The organism is Pseudomonas sp. PH1b, assembly GCF_000633395.1.
Classification (GTDB): domain Bacteria; phylum Pseudomonadota; class Gammaproteobacteria; order Pseudomonadales; family Pseudomonadaceae; genus Aquipseudomonas.
Window position 1 is genome coordinate 649135 of record NZ_AYMU01000002.1, and the last position, 16259, is coordinate 665393.

A 16259-nucleotide genomic window follows, 5' to 3' on the forward strand; every position below is an offset into this window, starting at 1 on the left:
CCGGTTAACGGCGGCGTGAGGTGTGGGCACTGATCTGCAGTTGATGGCCCTGGTTGTGGAGCAGGTCGCGCAGGCGCAGTACATCGTCCCGGCGCGGGATTCCGGCCATCCAGATGCTGCCATCGTCGTCGAACATCAGGTCCAGGGCCCGGTCTTCGGCTTGCAGGGGGCGCTGGTAGGCAGACAGGCGCTGGCGGCCCAGCTCGGTCAACAGGACTAGGCGCTGATTGTCGCTGCCCCGTAGGACCAGCGTTTGCGCCTGTTGTTGCTCGAACGGGTCGCAGATCAGCGCATCCAGCAGGCCGTCGGCTTGGTGCAGGAGCGGCTGCAGGCGTTCCAGGGGATGGCCGCTGTAGGCCAGGATGTCCACCGGGGTGCGCTGGCGCAGCCCTTGAAGCAGCGCCAGCAGGGCGTCGGGCTGATCGAAGGGTTCGCCGCCGGACAGGGTGATGCCCTCGGCCTGGGCCAGCCAGGGTTGCAGGTCGTGCAGCAGTTGTTGCAAGGGCAGCGGCTGCTTGCCCGGGCCCCAGGTGTCCGCGGAAATACACCCCGGGCAGCGGATGCTGCAGCCCTGGAACCACAGGCCCAGGCGTTGCCCCGGCCCCAGGGTGGTGACCGGGAAATGGACCCGCGACAGGCTGATGTTCACGGCTCGCGGCTTAACAGCGACAGGCCGCCCTGTTGCAACTGGCGGACTTCGAAGTGCTGGCCCGGCTGGGCGTCCTGGTCGAACAGGGCGCGAGCCAGGGGGTTGAGCAGGTGCGCTTCGAGCTGGTTGCGAATGCCCCGGCCACCGTTGGACAGGTCCCCCAGGCACAGCTGGCGAAGTTGCTGCAGGGAGCTGTCATCGAGCTGGACGTGCAGGGACTGGGCCGCCAGGTCGGCAAGGATATTGCCGACCATCTGCTGGAAGATCTGCTCGGCGATGTCTGGCCGGATGAAGTCGAAGACGATGATGTTCTCGCCGATCCGGTTGAGGATCTCCGGGCGGTTGAGCACCAGTTTGAAGTAGCGTTCGATTTCCCCCTGGACCTTGCCCTGGACCGCTTCGAAGGCTTCGCCGGGTTGCACGTTGGCCACCCGCTCGCCGTTGTCGCCCTGGCGGTAGATGCCCAGGTTGGAGGTGAAGACGATCAGCGCCTCGGAGAAGTACACCCGGTCGCCCCGGCCGGAGGTCAGTACGCCGTCATCGAGGATCTGCAGGAACTTGTCGAGGATGCGCGGATGGGCCTTTTCGATTTCGTCGAACAGCACCACGCTGAACGGCTTCTCGCGGATCGCGTTGGTCAGCTCGCCGCCCACGTCGTAACCGACGTAGCCGGGTGGGGCGCCCACCAGGCGCTGGTCGGCATGTTCGGCACTGAATTCCGACATATCGAAACGGATGTAGGCACTTTCATCGCCGAACAGCAGGCTGGTGATGGTTTTCGCCAGCTCGGTCTTGCCGACCCCGGTGGGCCCGGCCAAAAACGCCACGCCCCGGGGCCGATTGCCCTTGCGGCTGGCGCCGACCCCGGTCATGGCGCGCTTGACGATATCCAGCATGTGGGTCACGGCGTGGCCCTGGCCCTTGACCCGCTGGCGGATGAAGTCGTCGGCCTGGCGGATGCGCTGGCGGTCGATCTTCAGCCAGGGGTCTTCGGTGACCCCGACCTTGTAGCGGCGCACGGCGTCGGCAATGCGTTCCAGGGGCAGGCCTTCGACCCGGGCCAACTGCACGATGGCATTGAGGTCGAGCAGCAGCAGGCCTTCGGTATTTTCGACAAAGGCGCGCAGTGCCTGGTCGCGGCTTTCGTCACTGGCCTCCTGGGCCCCGGGCAAACCGCGCAGCAGCGCCGGTGCCAGGGCCTGGCGGGCTTGCTGATCCGGTTTGGACACGGGGATCTGCCGTAGCCGCGGGTTGTCGATAAGCATCCAGTCGGGCAGGTCGCCTTCCTTTTCCACCACCCAGATGATGCTGTTGAAAAACGGTGTGCGCTGCTCTCCGGCCGGCCGGCTACGGGCCTGGTGGGACAGCACCAGGGCCTGGGTGAACAGTTGATGTTCGGCGGCGCTCAGGGCGTCGTTGCGCACCACCAGCCGGGAGGCGAAGTCGACGATCAGGGCCAAGGGCTCGCCCTGGCGCGCCACCAGGCGCGGCAAGGTCGCCGCCAGCAGATCCAGGCCCGCGGGGGCGGCGCCCTCCACCGGGGTCAGGCCCAACTCGCGCAACAGGGTGTCGGCCTGGGCCGGGTCGCTGCCCGGTGGCAGCAACACCGATAGCCCCTTCAGCGGGTCCCAGCTGAGCACCTGGCTGTAGCCGGCGGCCAGCAGTTCGTCCCGCAGGTTGAGGTTGAAGGGTTGTGGGGTGATGGTGCCGGGAGCGACTTCACTGGCCTGCAGGTCGCGGACATTGCCGGACAGCACGAACTGACTTTTCAGGGGCAGGAAGCGCAACAGGTCGCGCAGCCAGCGCGGCTTTTCGTAAGGGGCAGTCCTTGGCATGGAAGCGAGGCTCGTCGTAGGAAGCAGGAGGCGACATTAGCATAGGGAAGTTTTTACTTACGATGCTTCGGGCGTCTTCTTGCATGACTCTGCTTGTGCGTGGGAACCGGCGGCCTAGGGCAGCAGGCTCGGGCATGCGGCGCAGGCTACTGCCCTGGGGCATCCGCTGGAGCACCGGGCTCGAGCAAGCGGGCGCCGGCGCCGTCCTCTCCCAAGTAATCATCCTGATTGCGCAGCGGGCAGCCCTCCATCGACAGGCAGCCGCAGCCGATGCACAGGTTCAGGCGTTCGCGCAGCTGGTTCAACTGGTGGATGCGCTCGTCCAGCTCGCGGCTCCATTGTTCCGACAAACGTCGCCAGTCTGCGGCGCTGGGGGAGCGGTCGACAGGCAGGGTCGCCAGGGCCCGGCCGATCTCCGCCAGGGGAATCCCCAAGCGTTGCGCCACTTTGATCAGGGCCACCCGGCGCAGCATCGAGCGCGGGTAGCGCCGCTGGTTGCCCGGGTTGCGGTTGCTGCTGATCAGGCCCTTAGTTTCATAGAAGTGCAGCGCAGTCACCGCCACGCCGCTGCGAGCGGCGAGTTGGCCGACGCTGAGTTCCTTGTGCACGGCATCGTGTTCGATCATCAGAAGCTACCGGTGTGAAAAAAGGGGCTTGACCTTGACTTAACTAGAGGTTTTACCCTGCAGCGCATTCAATCACAAGATTCGCTATCAGCGCAGTGGGGAGTCGTCCATGGCATCGTTTGAGAGAAACCGCAGCTTCACCCAATTGATCGAATTCGAGATCGAGCCTCACCAGCAGCAGGCCCTGGTGTCGGCCCTGGCCGAGCAGAGCGAGCGCCTGGCCCAGGGTTATGGCGGCTTTTTGAGTGCCAGTGTGCAGGCCAGCGACGATGGCCGGCGGGTGCTCAACTACCTGCAGTGGCAGTCGCGGGAGGCCGGTGAGGCGGCCTTCCAGCGCATCGAGAGTGGCGAGCTGGATTTCTGGCAACTGATCCTCGCCCACCAGGCCAAGACCGTGACCTTCGGCTCGTTCCAGGTGCTGAGCAGTATCGCCCGCAGCCCTGACAATGCCTTGCACTGCCACCTGCTGGGCTAGATCGACAGTTGCAGGGTGCGCTCGTTGGGCTGCTGTGCGGAGCGGCGCTTGTTCACCGCCAGTTCGCCGATCTTGATCAGCCGGGTGCGGGTGACATTGCGGCTCAGGCCCAGCAGGTTGGCGGTGTGTACCTGGTTGTAGTGGCTGAAGCGGTAGGCCGCGCGCAGCAGGGCGTCCTCGACCTTTTCGTGCAGGGCCCCGGCCTGTTCCGCAAAGAGTTTCTGAAAAGCGCGCTCCAGCAGGGCCTCGGCGGAGTCGTCGTGGCTCGGGTGGTCGTCGGCGCGTTCGATGCGCATGTTCGACAGGCGCAGGTCGCTGTGTTCGATGACGCCGTTGCGGCAAATCAGCAGGGTGTGGTGGATGACGTTTTCCAGCTCGCGGATGTTGCCCGGCCAGCTGTAGCCTCTGAGCTTGTGCTCGGCCTCCTGGCTGATGCTGATACGGCCGTAGCCCAGGCGCTGGCTGTAGGCCTCGATGAAATGCCGGGTCAGCGGCAGGATGTCGCCGGGGCGCTCGCGCAAGGGGCTCAGCTCCAGGCTGACCACGTCCAGGCGGTAGTACAGGTCTTCGCGAAAGTGACCGGCGTTGATGGCCTTTTCCAGCTGCACGTTGGTCGCCGCCAACACCCGTACGTCGATGGGAATGCTCTTGCGCGAGCCCAGGCGCACCACTTCGCGCTCCTGCAACACCCGCAGCAGCTTGACCTGGATGGCCATGGGCAGGTCGCCGATCTCGTCGAGGAACAGGGTGCCGCCGTCGGCCTCCTCGAACCAGCCGGCCTTGGCGCTGAGGGCGCCGGTGAAGGCGCCTTTTTCATGGCCGAACAGTTCCGCCTCCACCAGGGATTCGGAAAAGGCGCCGCAATTCACCGCGACGAAGGGGCGGTTGCGCCGGGCGCTGAGGTTGTGGATATGGCGGGCCACCAGCTCTTTGCCGGTCCCGGTCTCGCCGATGATCAGCACGCTGGCTTCGCTCGGCGCCACCTGCTGCAGGTGCGCCAGCAGGGCCTGGGACTTGGGGTCTTCGAACACTTGCGCCGTGGCGCGGATCGAGGTCGCCAGGGCGGGGGAGGGGGGTAGGGTCAGAAGCCGCATCGGCACTCTCCGGGACAGAAGGCTAGGAATAGAAGGTCGGCGTCGGCAGGGCCTGGTTCAGCGCCCAATCGCCCAGTTCGTGAAGCTTGTAGTCCAGCGGGTCGTGCAGGGTCTGGGTGCGCAGGTTGCGCCAGTGGCGGTCCAGGCGCAGGGAGGCGTGGGTCGAGCGGGCGCCGGTGACTTCGAACAGCCGGCTGCACAGTTCCAGGCCCTGGCGGCTGGCGGCGACCTTGGCGGTGGCGATGGCCGTGGCCAGGTGCCCGCGTTCCTCGGCACTCAGGGCCGGGCCCTTGGCCCAGGCCTGGTCCAACTGCGCGGCGGCCCGTTCCACCAACAGGCGGATGCCTTCCAGGGCGACCCAGAAATCCCCGTAGTGGCTGAGGATATAAGGATCCTGATGCACCTCCTGGGCGCTGGATTTATGCCAGGCCCGGGTTTCGCTGAGGGTGTAGTGCCGGGCTTCCGCAAAGGCGCCTTCGGCGATGCCGAGGAACATATGGGTGAAGGTCAACTGGGCGATCAGGGGCCGCAGGCAGGCGAACGGCGTGCTCAGGGGGCCTGGGTCCAGCAGCAGTTCCGACTCTTCCACCCGCACCCGTTCGAAGCTGGCGCTGCCGCTGTCGGTCTGGCGCTGGCCCATGTTGTTCCAGTCGTTGTGCAGGGTGATGCCGCTGCGGCCACTGGGAATCGCGGCGATCAGCAGCTTGCCGCCGTTGCTTTCATCCACCGCCGAGGCGATGAGCATTTCCGAGTCGGTGGCGCCGGAACAAAAGCTCTTCTTGCCGGAAAACTCGCGCCAGCCGCCGAGGTTCTTCACGACGGTGCGGGTGTCCAGTGGGTTGAGGGCGTTGCCCCAGAACCAGTTCTTGCGCGCGGTCTGCTCGAACCAGGGTTGCCATTGCTCGGGCCGGGCGAACAGGCGCACGGTGGCCAGCATCAGGTGGTGGAAGCCGAAGACGTGGGCGATGGAACTGTCGACCCGGGCGAACTCGCGAACGATGTTCAGGGTCTCGCTCCAGGGGGCGCCCAGGCCGCCGAACTGGGTAGGGATGCTCAGGGCCAGCAGGCCGCTGTGGCGCAGGGCATCGCGCTCGGCCTTGGGGGTGCCACCGCGCTCGTCGCGTTCGACGGCGGTCAGGGCAAACTCGGCGGCCAGTTGGCGGGCGGTGTGCAAGGGGGATAACAGGGCGCTTTGCGGTTTGGCAGTCACGCGGTGTTCCTCATCGGTAGGGGCAGGGGAGGCCGGCCTACGGCGGTGCGCAAGGGCTTGCGGACGGCCAGCGGCATCGATCAGGCCTTGGCGTGGGCGGGCAGCACATCGTTGGCGATCATTTCGCCGAACGGCCCGGTCAGGTTGGTGACGCCACGGCCGGCGAGGCTGGCGTAGGGTTGCGGCAGCAGCGGGAACACCAGTTCGGCAAAGCGATAGGCCTCTTCCAGATGGGGGTAGCCGGAGAAAATGAAACTCTCGATGCCCAAGTCGGCGTATTCCTTGATGCGCTGCGCCACTTGCTGCGGGTTGCCCACCAGGGCGGTGCCGGCGCCGCCCCGCACCAGGCCGACACCGGCCCAGAGGTTGGGCGCGATCCGCAGGTTGTCGCGGCGCCCGTCATGCAGCGCCGCCATGCGCCGCTGGCCCTCGGAGTCGAAGCGCGAGAAGGACTGCTGGGCGGCGGCGATGGTCTCGTCGCTGATGTGTTCGATCAGTTGGTCGGCGGCCGCCCAGGCTTGCTCCTCGGTCTCGCGCACGATCACATGCAGGCGAATGCCGAACTTCACCTGGCGCCCCTTGCGTGCCGCACGCTGGCGCACGTCGGCGAGTTTTTCGGCCACCGCAGCCGGAGGCTCGCCCCAGGTCAGGTAGACATCCACCTGGTCGGCGGCCAGTTCATGGGCGGCCTCGGAGGAACCGCCGAAATACAGTGGCGGGTAGGGTTTCTGCACCGGTGGATACAGCGCCTTGGCGTTCTGCACGTGCAGGTGCTTGCCGTGGAAGTCCACCGACTCGCCTTGCAGCACGCGGCGCCAGATGCTCAGGAATTCGTCGGTGACCTCGTAGCGTTCGCTGTGGCTGAGGAAGCTGCCGTCGCCACGGTTCTCGTCCGGGTCGCCGCCGGTGACCACGTTGATCAGCAAGCGGCCGTTGGACAGCCGGTCCAGGGTTGCCGCCATGCGTGCGGACACGGTAGGCGAGATGATCCCCGGGCGGATCGCCACCAGGTAGCGCAGGCGCTCGGTCAGCGGCACCAGGGCCGAGGCGATGACCCAGGAGTCCTCGCAAGAGCGCCCGGTGGGAATCAGCACGCCGTGGTAACCCAGGCTGTCGGCGGCCTGGGCCACCTGCTTGAGGTAATTGAGGGTGACCGGGCGGGCGCCCTGGGTGGTGCCCAGGTAATGGCCGTCGCCGTGGGTCGGTAGAAACCAGAACACGTCCATGCAAGCTCCTCAGGCGCTTTTCAGCAGGTGTTTGGGGTGGGCGCCGAACAGCGGCGCGGCCCGCTCGGTGGCCAGTTGGATGCGTGCCTTCAATAGCTCACTGGTGATCTGGTAATTGCTGAAATCGGCTTCGGTGGCGTACACGCCAATCGGCAGGGTCAGGGCCTGGAAGAAACTGAACAGCGGGCGCAGTTGGTGATCCAGGACCAGGGCATGGCGCTCGCTGCCACCGGTGGCGGCCAGCAGCACTGGGGTGTTGATCAGGGCGTTGAGGTCGATCAGGTCGAACAGGTGCTTGAGCAGGCCTGGGTAGGAACCGCGATACACCGGGGCGGCGACGATCAACAGGTCGGCGTTTTCGATGGCCTGTAGCTCTGCCTCGACTTCGGCCGGCAGTTCCTGGCGCGACAGGGCTGCGCCCAACGGACGGGCAATCTCGCCCAGTTCGATCAGGTGGCTGGCGATGGGCAGGTGCCCGGACAGTTCGGCCAGCAGGGCCTGGGTCAGCACCAGGGTCCGGGACGGACGCCAGGTTCCACCGGAGAGGGCAACGACGTTCAAGGGGCGAGACATGATCGGTTCCTTTTTAAACAGTGGCTCGGCGAGCCATGGCCTGTACCAGGCTCAGGAGCAAGAGCTGTACCAATCTGTCCAGGCCTTGTAGTCCGGGGCTTCTGGCGCTATCGGCGGTGGCCGATCGCTGTTGCCGGAACCTGGTTTTGTTGATTGGCTGTTGCCTGGCCAACAGTTGCCCAAGCAACAGTTGGGTCACGCCATGGCTGTTATAAAGGCTTGTCGTTATTCCTCAAAAGAGCTTTTTTAGATATTTATAGGTCTTTATCGAATATGAAGTGCGGGCCCGGGGCTGTTGAACAGTCGATAGCGACTATCGAGCGGGATGATTTTTGCCCCCGCTGGCCGGCGAGTAGCCTGTGTTCATTGTTCGCAACCCGCTCCAGGTGCTCGCCATGAAGGCTTATTCGGTTGTTCTGCTGATGTTGGTTTTAAGTGTGCTGGCCGGCTGTGCCAGCCCCGGTGCTCCCGAACTGCGTCCTTACACGGCGCAGGAAACCCGGGAACTGGCGATGGAAGCCTTGAACCGTCGCGGCCTGTCATTCGAGGAGTACCAGCAGAAAAAGGCCGAGCTGCTTGACCGCCCTGCAGTGTTTGATGGCCAGGGTGAAATGAGCGCACAGCGCAATGTCAGTCGCCCGCATCCGGCCAGTTGAGCGCAACTGTACTGGCCGAAGTTTTGTGCAACTGTCCGTGGGTTTCAGGCAGGCGCAGGCGTAGGGTCGAGGCCAGATCGACCTTGCCCAGGACCGTGCAGCCATGACCCTTTCTCTCGACCTGCTGTTGGCATTCGCCCTGTTTGCCCTGGTCACTTCCATTACCCCCGGCCCCAACAACACCCTGTTGCTGGCCTCGGGGGTGAACTTCGGTTTCAACCGTTCGATCCCGCATATCCTCGGCATTAGCTGCGGTTTCTTCGTGCTGGTACTGGCCGTCGGCCTGGGCCTGGGGGCGGTGTTCGAGACTTATCCAGTGCTGTACCGGGTGCTGCGTTATGTCGGCGCGGCGTACCTGCTGTACCTGGCGTGGAAGATCGCCCGTTCCGGCCCTCTGGCCGATGACCAACAGAGCCGGGGGCAACCCATGGGCTACTGGAGCGCGGCGGCGTTCCAGTGGGTCAACCCCAAGGCCTGGGTGATGGCGGTGGGAGCCATCAGTACCTACACCCCGTTGCAGGGCTACTTCAGCAATGTGCTGGTGATCGCCGCGGTGTTCGCCTTGATCAACGCACCCACGGTCAGCCTCTGGGCGGCCTGTGGCAGCCTGTTGCGCAATATGTTGCGCAACCCGCGCTGGCTGCGCCTGTTCAATCTGGGGATGGCCATGCTGCTGGTGCTTTCCCTGGCACCGTTACTCTTTGAACGCCTGAGTTGAGCGGTGCTTCAATGCTTTGCCCCGAGCCTGTTAAGCTGCGTGCCAGGAGCGTTCCTACGCACTTTTAAACGAAGTTGTCCTTCTTTAACGGCATCCGATCGGATATTGCTTGAGTGCTGGCTGTTGACGCGGCCTCTGTGGACGGCGCGTTTCTGCACTGCCTCTGGCGACCCCCCCGATCCTGGAACAAGCTCTGCGGGTCTTCTGTCATGAACAAGCGTCCTCTTTATTTCGACTATGCCGCCACCACGCCGGTGGATGAGCGGGTCATCCAGGTGATGCTGGGGTGCCTGGGGTTCGATGCCAATTTCGGCAACCCGGCCTCCAGTTCCCATGCCTTCGGCCAGGAGGCCCGGCGCAGTGTCGAACTTGCCCGGCAGCAGGTGGCGCAGTTGGTGGGCTCGCAGCCCGAGCAGATCGTCTGGACCTCTGGCGCCACCGAGTCCAACAACCTGGCGCTCAAGGGCGTGATGCAGGCCCGGGGCGTGAGCGGCGGGCACATCATTACCAGTCAGATTGAACACAAGGCGGTACTTGATACCGCCCGGCAGTTGCAGGACGCCGGTGTGGCGGTGACCTACCTGGTGCCGGATGCCGAGGGCCTGATCAGCGCCCGGGCGGTCAGCGAAGCCTTGCGCGATGACACCTTCCTGGTGTCCCTGATGCTGGTCAACAACGAGCTGGGCACCCTCAACGATGTCCAGGCGATTGGCCAGGCAGTGCGTGAGCATGGTGCGCTGTTGCACGTGGATGCGGCCCAGGGCGCGGGCAAGGTGGCCATCGACCTGGCGCAATGGCCGGTGGACCTGATGTCGTTTTCCGCCCACAAGCTGTATGGCCCCAAGGGGATCGGTGCCTTGTACGTCGGGCCCCGGGCGCAGCAGCGGCTGCTGGCGCAGATCCATGGCGGCGGCCACGAGGGCGGTCTGCGCTCCGGCACCCTGGCCACTCATCAGATTGCCGCCATGGGCGCGGCCTTTGCCTTGGCCCAAGCGTTGTTCGCGGAAGAAACCGCGACCATCATCCGCCTGCGCCAGCGCCTGCTGGAGCAACTGGCGGGCATCGCCGGCCTGAGCTTGAATGGCAGTGCCAGCCAACGCATTCCCCACACTTTGAGCCTGACCTTCAGCGAGGGTGAATTCGACTCGGCGGCATTGAGTGCGTCCCTGGCATTTTCCGCGACCTCAGCGTGCAATTCGGCAAGTAACTCGCCTTCCCATGTATTGCTGGCCCTGGGGCATGATGCGCGCCTGGCGGGCAGGACCATCCGCTTGAGCCTCGGGCGTTTCACCACCGAGCAGGATGTGGATCGGGCTGCACAATTGATCAAGGCGTCAACCGCCATAGCTCCGGCATTCTGGGCCGGAGCCCCGTCTTGAGGGTTGCGTGATTGCAACCTTCCATAACAATGATTAAGCCGGTTAAGGAGACACAATGAGTACGCAGCCTACGACCAATGGAGTGGTCCCCCAGCGCCTTGCGCACATTCGCCAGTTGATGAGCCGCGAGGGCATTCATGCCTTGCTGGTGCCCTCGGCGGACCCGCACCTGTCGGAATACCTGCCGGGCTACTGGCAGGGGCGCCAGTGGCTGTCGGGCTTTCATGGCTCGGTGGGCACCTTGATCGTGACCGCGGATTTCGCCGGGGTCTGGGCAGACAGCCGTTACTGGGAGCAGGCCGGCAAGGAGCTCAAGGGCAGCGGTATCGAACTGGTGAAATTGCAGCCGGGCCAGCCCGGTCCATTGGACTGGCTGGCCGAGCAGGCCCCGCCAGGCGCGGTGGTCGCAGTGGATGGTGCGGTCATGGCCGTGGCTTCGGCCCGGACCCTGGGCGGCAAGCTGCAAGAGCGCGGGGCTCGCCTGCGCACCGACATCGACCTGCTCCAGGACGCCTGGGCGGATCGGCCGGCGCTGCCTGATCAGCCGGTCTATCAACACCTGCCGCCGCAGGCCACGTCGAGCCGGGTGGAAAAACTCGGCAAACTTCGGGAAACCCTGCAGGAGCGCGGCGCGGACTGGCATTTCATCGCCACCCTCGATGACATTGCCTGGTTGTTCAACCTGCGTGGCGCCGATGTTTCCTTCAACCCCGTGTTTGTCTCCTTCGCACTGGTCAGCCAGCAGCAGGCCACCTTGTTCGTGGCCCTGAGCAAGGTCGATGCGCCTTTGCGCGCGGTGCTCGAGGCCGATGGCGTCAGCCTGCGCGACTACTCGGAAGTGGCCGCGGCGCTGCGTGGGGTTCCCGCTGGCGCGACCTTGCAGATCGATCCGGCGCGGGTCACGGCCGGTTTGCTGGAGAATCTCAACCCCGACGTGAAACTGCTGGAAGGGCTCAACCCCACCACTCTGGCCAAGTCGCGCAAGAGCCTGGCCGATGCCGAGCACATTCGACAGGCCATGGAGCAGGACGGGGCGGCCCTCTGCGAGTTTTTCGCCTGGCTGGAAAGCGCCCTGGGGCGCGAGCGTGTTACCGAGCTGACCATCGATGAACACCTGACCGCGGCCCGTGAACGGCGTCCGGGCTATGTCTCGTTGAGCTTCAATACCATTGCCGCGTTCAACGCCAATGGCGCGATGCCGCATTACCACGCAACGCCTCAAGAGCACGCAGTGATCGAGGGCGATGGGCTGCTGCTGATCGACTCCGGTGGCCAGTACCTGGGCGGCACGACCGACATCACGCGCATGGTGCCGGTCGGGACCCCGACGGTTGAGCAGAAGCTCGATTGCACCCGGGTGCTCAAGGGCGTGATCGCCTTGTCCCGGGCACAGTTCCCACGGGGTATTCTTTCGCCCTTGCTGGATGCCATCGCCCGCGCGCCGATCTGGGCCGAAGGGGTGGATTACGGTCATGGCACGGGGCACGGCGTCGGCTATTTCCTCAATGTGCACGAAGGCCCGCAGGTGATTGCCTACCAGGCGGCGCCGGCACCGCAAACCGCCATGCAGCCGGGAATGATCACCTCCATCGAGCCAGGCACCTACCGCCCCGGGCGCTGGGGGGTGCGGATCGAGAACCTGGTGTTGAATCGTGAGGCGGGCAGTACCGAGTTTGGCGAGTTCCTGCGTTTTGAAACCCTGACCCTGTGTCCGATCGATACCCGGTGCCTGGAACCGTCATTGCTCACCGAGGATGAGCGTGAGTGGTTCAACGCCTACCATGCCGAGGTGCATCGGCGTCTGGAGCCGTTGCTCAAAGGGGCGGCACTGGAGTGGTTGCAGGCGCGGACCGCAGCCATTTGAAAGAGCGCATCACCCGCGCAATGCGGGTGATGTCGGTGAGTTTCCCTGGCGAGCCGCAGTCGCCAGGGAGGCTGGCGACTATTGCCGGCCCAAGGCCTCACGAACGAAGTCCAGGCGGTCCTGGCCAAAGAACAGCTCGTCACCCACGAACATGCTGGGGGCGCCGAATACTCCACGTTTCAGTGCTTGATCGGTCTTCTCCTTGAGCCGCGCCTTGACCTCTTCGTCATTGCTGAAGTCGAGGATCTGTTGCGGATCGAAGCCGCCTTGTTCCAGGACCTGGGTCACGGTGGCGGCATCGTTGAGGTTGCGCTTGTCGACCCAGAGTGCGCGGAACAGGCAGTCGATGAACTCGACGAAGCGTTCTGGCAGGTGCATCTGCACCCCGGTTACCGCTCGCATCAGCAGCAGGGTATTGATGGGAAAGTGCGGGTTGAAATTGAGCTCCACCTCATAGCGCCGAGCGAAGCGCGCCAGGTCGTGCAGCATGTAACGTCCTTTGGCGGGGACGCTGATGGGGGAGGCATTGCCGGTGCTCTTGAAGACGCCGCCCAAGAGCATGGGCTGGTAGATCAGTTGGCTGTCGGTCTGGGCGCAGATCTTTGGCAGTTGGCTGTTGGCCAGGTAGGCGGTCGGGCTGCCCAGGTCGAAAAAGAACTCGACGGTTTTACTCATGGTTCAGACTCCCTGATTGTTGTTATGAAAGGGATTACCAGCGTTCGTTCCAGGGGCGAAGGTCCAGTTCGAAGGTCCAGTTCGAAGGTCCAGGCGTCCCGAGGCTGGCTGTGCAGGTACCAGTAGTTCTCGGCAATGTGCTCGGGATTGAGGATGCCGTCCTGATCCTTGAGGGCGTATTTCTCGGGGAAGCTGGTGCGGATGAAGTCGGTATCGATAGCGCCGTCGACGATGACATGGCCAACATGAATGTTCAGGGGGCCCAGTTCCCGAGCCATGCTCTGGGCCAAGGCACGAATACCGTGCTTGGCTCCGGCGAAGGCGGCGAAACCGGCGGCGCCGCGAACCCCGGCGGTGGCTCCGGTAAAGAGGATGGTGCCGCGTTGGCGCGTGACCATGCGCTTGGCCACCTCGCGAGCATTGAGAAAACCCGAGAAACAGGCCATTTCCCAGATCTTGAAATACTTGCGGGCGGTTTCCTCGAGGATGCTGCAGGGCACGTTGGCGCCGATGTTGAAAACGAAGGCTTCAATCGGGCCGACCTGGGTTTCGATCTGCTCGATCAGCGCAATCACTTCCTCTTCTTTGCGCGCATCGCAGGCAAAACCATGAGCTTCGGCGCCGGTTTGCTGGATGGCCTCCACTAGTGGTTGCAGCTTGTCTGCACTGCGTCGTGTCATGCAGGCCACAAAACCTTCTGCGGCAAAACGCTTGGCAATGGCCCCGCCGGTGGCATCACCGGCACCGACCACCAGGACGACTTTCTTCTTGTTCAAGTTTGCAGTCATGGGTTGCTCGCTCTTTGGTAAACGATCGTTAACTAAACGAACGTTATGCTATGATTTTTCGATCGTCAAGAGAACTCGGGAGCTCGCCAGGGGATGCGTTATTCAGCCAGTCACAAACAGGAAACCCGCGAGCGCTTGTTGCAAAGCAGTGCGGTGCAGGCCAAGAACGAAGGTTTCTCCACGGTAGGGGTCGATGCCTTGATGAAGGCCATCGGCCTCAGTGGAGGGGCTTTCTACAGTCACTTTGCATCCAAGGATGAGCTATTCGGCTCGATCGTCGAGCGCGAGCTGAGCCAGAGCCTGGAGCGTCTGGGCGGCGAGCGGCAGCAGAATCAGGAAAAACTGCGGCGTTGCCTGAAGCAGTACCTGAGTGTGGCGCATCTGCAGCAGCCGGGGGCCGGGTGCGCGATTCCAGCGTTGGGAGCGGAGATTGCCCGGGGAAGCCTTGAGGTACGCCAGGAGGCTGAAGGCTGGATCTGCCGTCTGCAGCAGGCCTGGGCACAGACCTTGGGCAGTGAGAGCCTGGCCTGGTCGATCCTCTCGCAATGCGTCGGTGCGCTGGTGGTGGCGCGAATGCTGGTGAATCCGAACATTCAGCGCCAGGTCTTGGCGTCGAGTCATGAACAAATCATTGGGCAACTGGAGCGGTTGTCTGCCGATTGACTCTTACTGCTATTTGCAGATGACGATCATGCTGCGGCTGGTATAGCCGGCAGGGTTGAGGCCAAAGGGGTAATCCCCTGGATCTTCCACGCCGTCACCGGACTTGGCGATCACCTTGTAGCCTTTGGGGCCGCAGGATTCGGCTGCTTTGGTGTAGCACTTGTCCCAGGAAGAGGACAGGCCCGAGCAGTTGATGTGGAGTCCTTTCTTACCCCGTTTGACTTCGGTTTTAGCGGTCGCAGCACAGCCTGCAATGGCAAGTACGGCCAACAGTATCAAAAATCGTTTCATCCCCGTCCTTATCGCTAGCCTCGGATCTGATGCCCGAGTGTGACTGCATTACCTGTCGTCTTTTGCGTTTGCGATATCCCTGTCTGACAACTCCATGGCCGACGTTGAGTAGCCGACTAAACATGGCCTAAATGAGCGCTAATTACCAGAGTTGAACATCAATCAACTGCAACTAAAGGTTTGGATTCGCGGCGCATGGTCAGGGTTGCTCCCACAGAAGCCAGGATAATGCAGGCGATTGCCATCCATTGGGCCAGGGACAGGTATTCGTGCAAAAACAGCAGGCCGGAGAGTGCGCCAAAGGCGGGTTCGATGCTCATCAGGGTGCCAAAGGTACGAGCTGGCATCCGTGTGAGGGCAACCATTTCCAGGCTGTAGGGAAGGGCGGTGGACAAAATGGCGACCGCCAGCGCGACGGGGATCAATGAGGGGGTCAGCAATGCAGCGCCGGCGTGAACGATGCCGATGGGGGCGACGAAGAGTGCTGCAATCATCACCCCGAGTGCTGCGGTTTGGATGCCGTTCTCGGCGCCAGCCTTTTGTCCGAACAGAATGTACAGTGCCCAGCAGATACCCGCGCCCAGTGCATAGCCTGCGCCCACCAGGTCGATGGGGGTTTCGGTGGCGCCGGTGGGAATCAGCAATAGCAGGCCAACGATGGCCAATGCGATCCAAAGAAAGTCGATGGCCTTGCGCGAGGCGTAGATAGCGACAGCAAGAGGGCCGGTGAACTCCAGGGCTACGGCAATTCCCAGGGGCACGGTTCTCAGTGACATATAGAAGAGGAAGTTCATGCCACCCAGGGCCATCCCATAGACGATCACGGTGCGCAGGGTCTTGCTGGTGAACTTGGCGCGCCAAGGCCTCAAGAGAAGCAGCATGATGATGCTGGCGAAAATCAGCCGCAGGGTGGTTGTGCCTTGTGCGCCAACCACAGGGAACATGCTCTTGGCCAGCGAAGCTCCTGATTGAATCGAGGCCATGGCAATAAGCAGCAGGCCTACCGGGAACAAGGTCGAGGCAAGACTGCGCGGTTGGTCGTTCATGCAGGGTTCATCCAGAGTGTTGGGAAAGAGGAGGCGGGGCCCTGACCATGATGCTCAACTAATGAGGGATGAGCAATATAGTGCGCATAGTCTTTTTTGCGCTTCTATATAGAAGTGCTGGTGAGGCTGTTTTGCGTTGAGTCATAGAAAAATCAAATTAAGGGTTGACGGCAGATTCTACAGGTCTATAATTCGCCCCACTTCCGGCGCAGTCGAAACGGAAAACTCCTTGAAACTCAACGAGTTACACAGTTTTCGACAGCGGTTACGCTTCAGTTCATCGAAGCCAGAAGCAGTTAATAAGGCAGTGTGTTTTCGCCCTATTAGCGATTCGATCCTCTCGGTCGAAAGCGGTGAAAAAGAGGTGTTGACAGCAGCGTGTAACGCTGTAGAATTCGCCTCCCGCTAACGAGAGATCGGAAGCGCAAGTGGTTGAAGTTGTTAAGGATTTCCAAGCGAAACTTTGAAAGCTTCTTAAAAAATCACTTGAC

The 16259-nt window shown here is 63.1% G+C and carries 17 protein-coding genes; 6 read left to right on the top strand and 11 right to left on the bottom strand.

Annotated elements, in window-relative coordinates; genetic code table 11:
- Positions 1 to 4: 4 nt before the first annotated feature.
- The 3 genes from U873_RS0105515 to soxR all read right to left on the bottom strand — a co-directional run bounded on the left by U873_RS0105515 (position 5) and on the right by soxR (position 3110).
- Positions 5 to 649, bottom strand: coding sequence for a 4Fe-4S single cluster domain-containing protein (locus U873_RS0105515; RefSeq protein WP_025127287.1), 645 nt, complete (start codon positions 647 to 649; stop codon positions 5 to 7).
- Positions 646 to 2484, bottom strand: a complete 1839-nt coding sequence (locus tag U873_RS0105520; RefSeq protein ID WP_025127288.1) for an AAA family ATPase — start codon at positions 2482 to 2484, stop codon at positions 646 to 648. Before U873_RS0105520 ends, U873_RS0105515 begins: the two co-directional genes overlap by 4 nt.
- A gap of 146 nt (positions 2485 to 2630) precedes the next feature.
- Complete coding sequence (gene soxR, locus U873_RS0105525) at positions 2631 to 3110, bottom strand: redox-sensitive transcriptional activator SoxR (RefSeq protein ID WP_025127289.1); 480 nt, start codon at positions 3108 to 3110, stop codon at positions 2631 to 2633.
- A gap of 109 nt (positions 3111 to 3219) precedes the next feature.
- Between soxR and U873_RS0105530 the strand changes: the two genes are divergently transcribed.
- Positions 3220 to 3585, top strand: a complete 366-nt coding sequence (locus U873_RS0105530) for an antibiotic biosynthesis monooxygenase (protein WP_025127290.1) — start codon at positions 3220 to 3222, stop codon at positions 3583 to 3585.
- Here the strand turns inward: U873_RS0105530 and U873_RS0105535 are convergent.
- From U873_RS0105535 to msuE, 4 genes are all read right to left on the bottom strand, one after another.
- A complete protein-coding gene (locus U873_RS0105535; RefSeq protein ID WP_025127291.1) occupies positions 3582 to 4679 on the bottom strand; it encodes a sigma-54-dependent Fis family transcriptional regulator in 1098 nt (365 codons plus the stop codon). The genes U873_RS0105530 and U873_RS0105535 overlap by 4 nt on opposite strands.
- A gap of 22 nt (positions 4680 to 4701) precedes the next feature.
- Positions 4702 to 5889, bottom strand: a complete 1188-nt coding sequence (locus U873_RS0105540) for an acyl-CoA dehydrogenase family protein (protein ID WP_025127292.1) — start codon at positions 5887 to 5889, stop codon at positions 4702 to 4704.
- An 80-nt stretch (positions 5890 to 5969) separates the two neighbouring features.
- A complete protein-coding gene (gene ssuD, locus U873_RS0105545; protein WP_025127293.1) occupies positions 5970 to 7115 on the bottom strand; it encodes an FMNH2-dependent alkanesulfonate monooxygenase in 1146 nt (381 codons plus the stop codon).
- A gap of 9 nt (positions 7116 to 7124) precedes the next feature.
- On the bottom strand, positions 7125 to 7688 hold the full coding sequence (gene msuE, locus U873_RS0105550; RefSeq protein ID WP_025127294.1) for an FMN reductase: 564 nt from the start codon (positions 7686 to 7688) through the stop codon (positions 7125 to 7127).
- 395 nt (positions 7689 to 8083) lie between these two features.
- Here msuE and U873_RS0105560 point away from each other — a divergent pair, with 395 nt between their 5' ends.
- The 4 genes from U873_RS0105560 to U873_RS0105580 all read left to right on the top strand — a co-directional run bounded on the left by U873_RS0105560 (position 8084) and on the right by U873_RS0105580 (position 12305).
- Positions 8084 to 8344, top strand: a complete 261-nt coding sequence (locus U873_RS0105560) for a hypothetical protein (protein ID WP_025127295.1) — start codon at positions 8084 to 8086, stop codon at positions 8342 to 8344.
- Positions 8345 to 8447: 103 nt separating this feature from the next.
- The gene (locus U873_RS0105565; RefSeq protein WP_025127296.1) at positions 8448 to 9062 is read left to right on the top strand and encodes a LysE family translocator; all 615 of its coding nucleotides are present in this window, start codon (positions 8448 to 8450) and stop codon (positions 9060 to 9062) included.
- Between the two features lie 209 nt (positions 9063 to 9271).
- Positions 9272 to 10441 carry an aminotransferase class V-fold PLP-dependent enzyme gene (locus tag U873_RS0105575; RefSeq protein WP_025127297.1) on the top strand — a complete coding sequence of 390 codons (1170 nt, stop codon included), beginning with the start codon at positions 9272 to 9274 and terminating at the stop codon, positions 10439 to 10441.
- A 55-nt stretch (positions 10442 to 10496) separates the two neighbouring features.
- Entirely contained in the window at positions 10497 to 12305 is a 1809-nt protein-coding gene (locus U873_RS0105580; protein WP_025127298.1) for an aminopeptidase P family protein, read from the top strand.
- 78 nt (positions 12306 to 12383) lie between these two features.
- On the opposite strand, the gene U873_RS0105585 is transcribed toward U873_RS0105580, so the two are convergent.
- Together U873_RS0105585 and U873_RS34245 are read right to left on the bottom strand one after the other, a co-directional pair.
- A complete protein-coding gene (locus U873_RS0105585) occupies positions 12384 to 12980 on the bottom strand; it encodes a 2-hydroxychromene-2-carboxylate isomerase (RefSeq protein WP_025127299.1) in 597 nt (198 codons plus the stop codon).
- Positions 12977 to 13768: an SDR family oxidoreductase gene (locus tag U873_RS34245; protein WP_371261280.1), complete on the bottom strand. Its 792-nt coding sequence runs from the start codon at positions 13766 to 13768 to the stop codon at positions 12977 to 12979. Before U873_RS34245 ends, U873_RS0105585 begins: the two co-directional genes overlap by 4 nt.
- Positions 13769 to 13861: 93 nt before the next feature.
- Between U873_RS34245 and U873_RS0105595 the strand changes: the two genes are divergently transcribed.
- Positions 13862 to 14431: a TetR/AcrR family transcriptional regulator gene (locus U873_RS0105595; RefSeq protein WP_025127300.1), complete on the top strand. Its 570-nt coding sequence runs from the start codon at positions 13862 to 13864 to the stop codon at positions 14429 to 14431.
- A gap of 9 nt (positions 14432 to 14440) precedes the next feature.
- Here U873_RS0105595 and U873_RS0105600 read toward each other — a convergent pair whose 3' ends face one another.
- Positions 14441 to 14722 (bottom strand): hypothetical protein, encoded by a 282-nt coding sequence (locus U873_RS0105600; protein WP_025127301.1) that lies wholly within the window; start codon positions 14720 to 14722, stop codon positions 14441 to 14443.
- A gap of 158 nt (positions 14723 to 14880) precedes the next feature.
- The gene (rhtA, locus tag U873_RS0105605) at positions 14881 to 15768 is read right to left on the bottom strand and encodes a threonine/homoserine exporter RhtA (RefSeq protein WP_025127302.1); all 888 of its coding nucleotides are present in this window, start codon (positions 15766 to 15768) and stop codon (positions 14881 to 14883) included.
- Positions 15769 to 16259 lie beyond the last annotated feature (491 nt).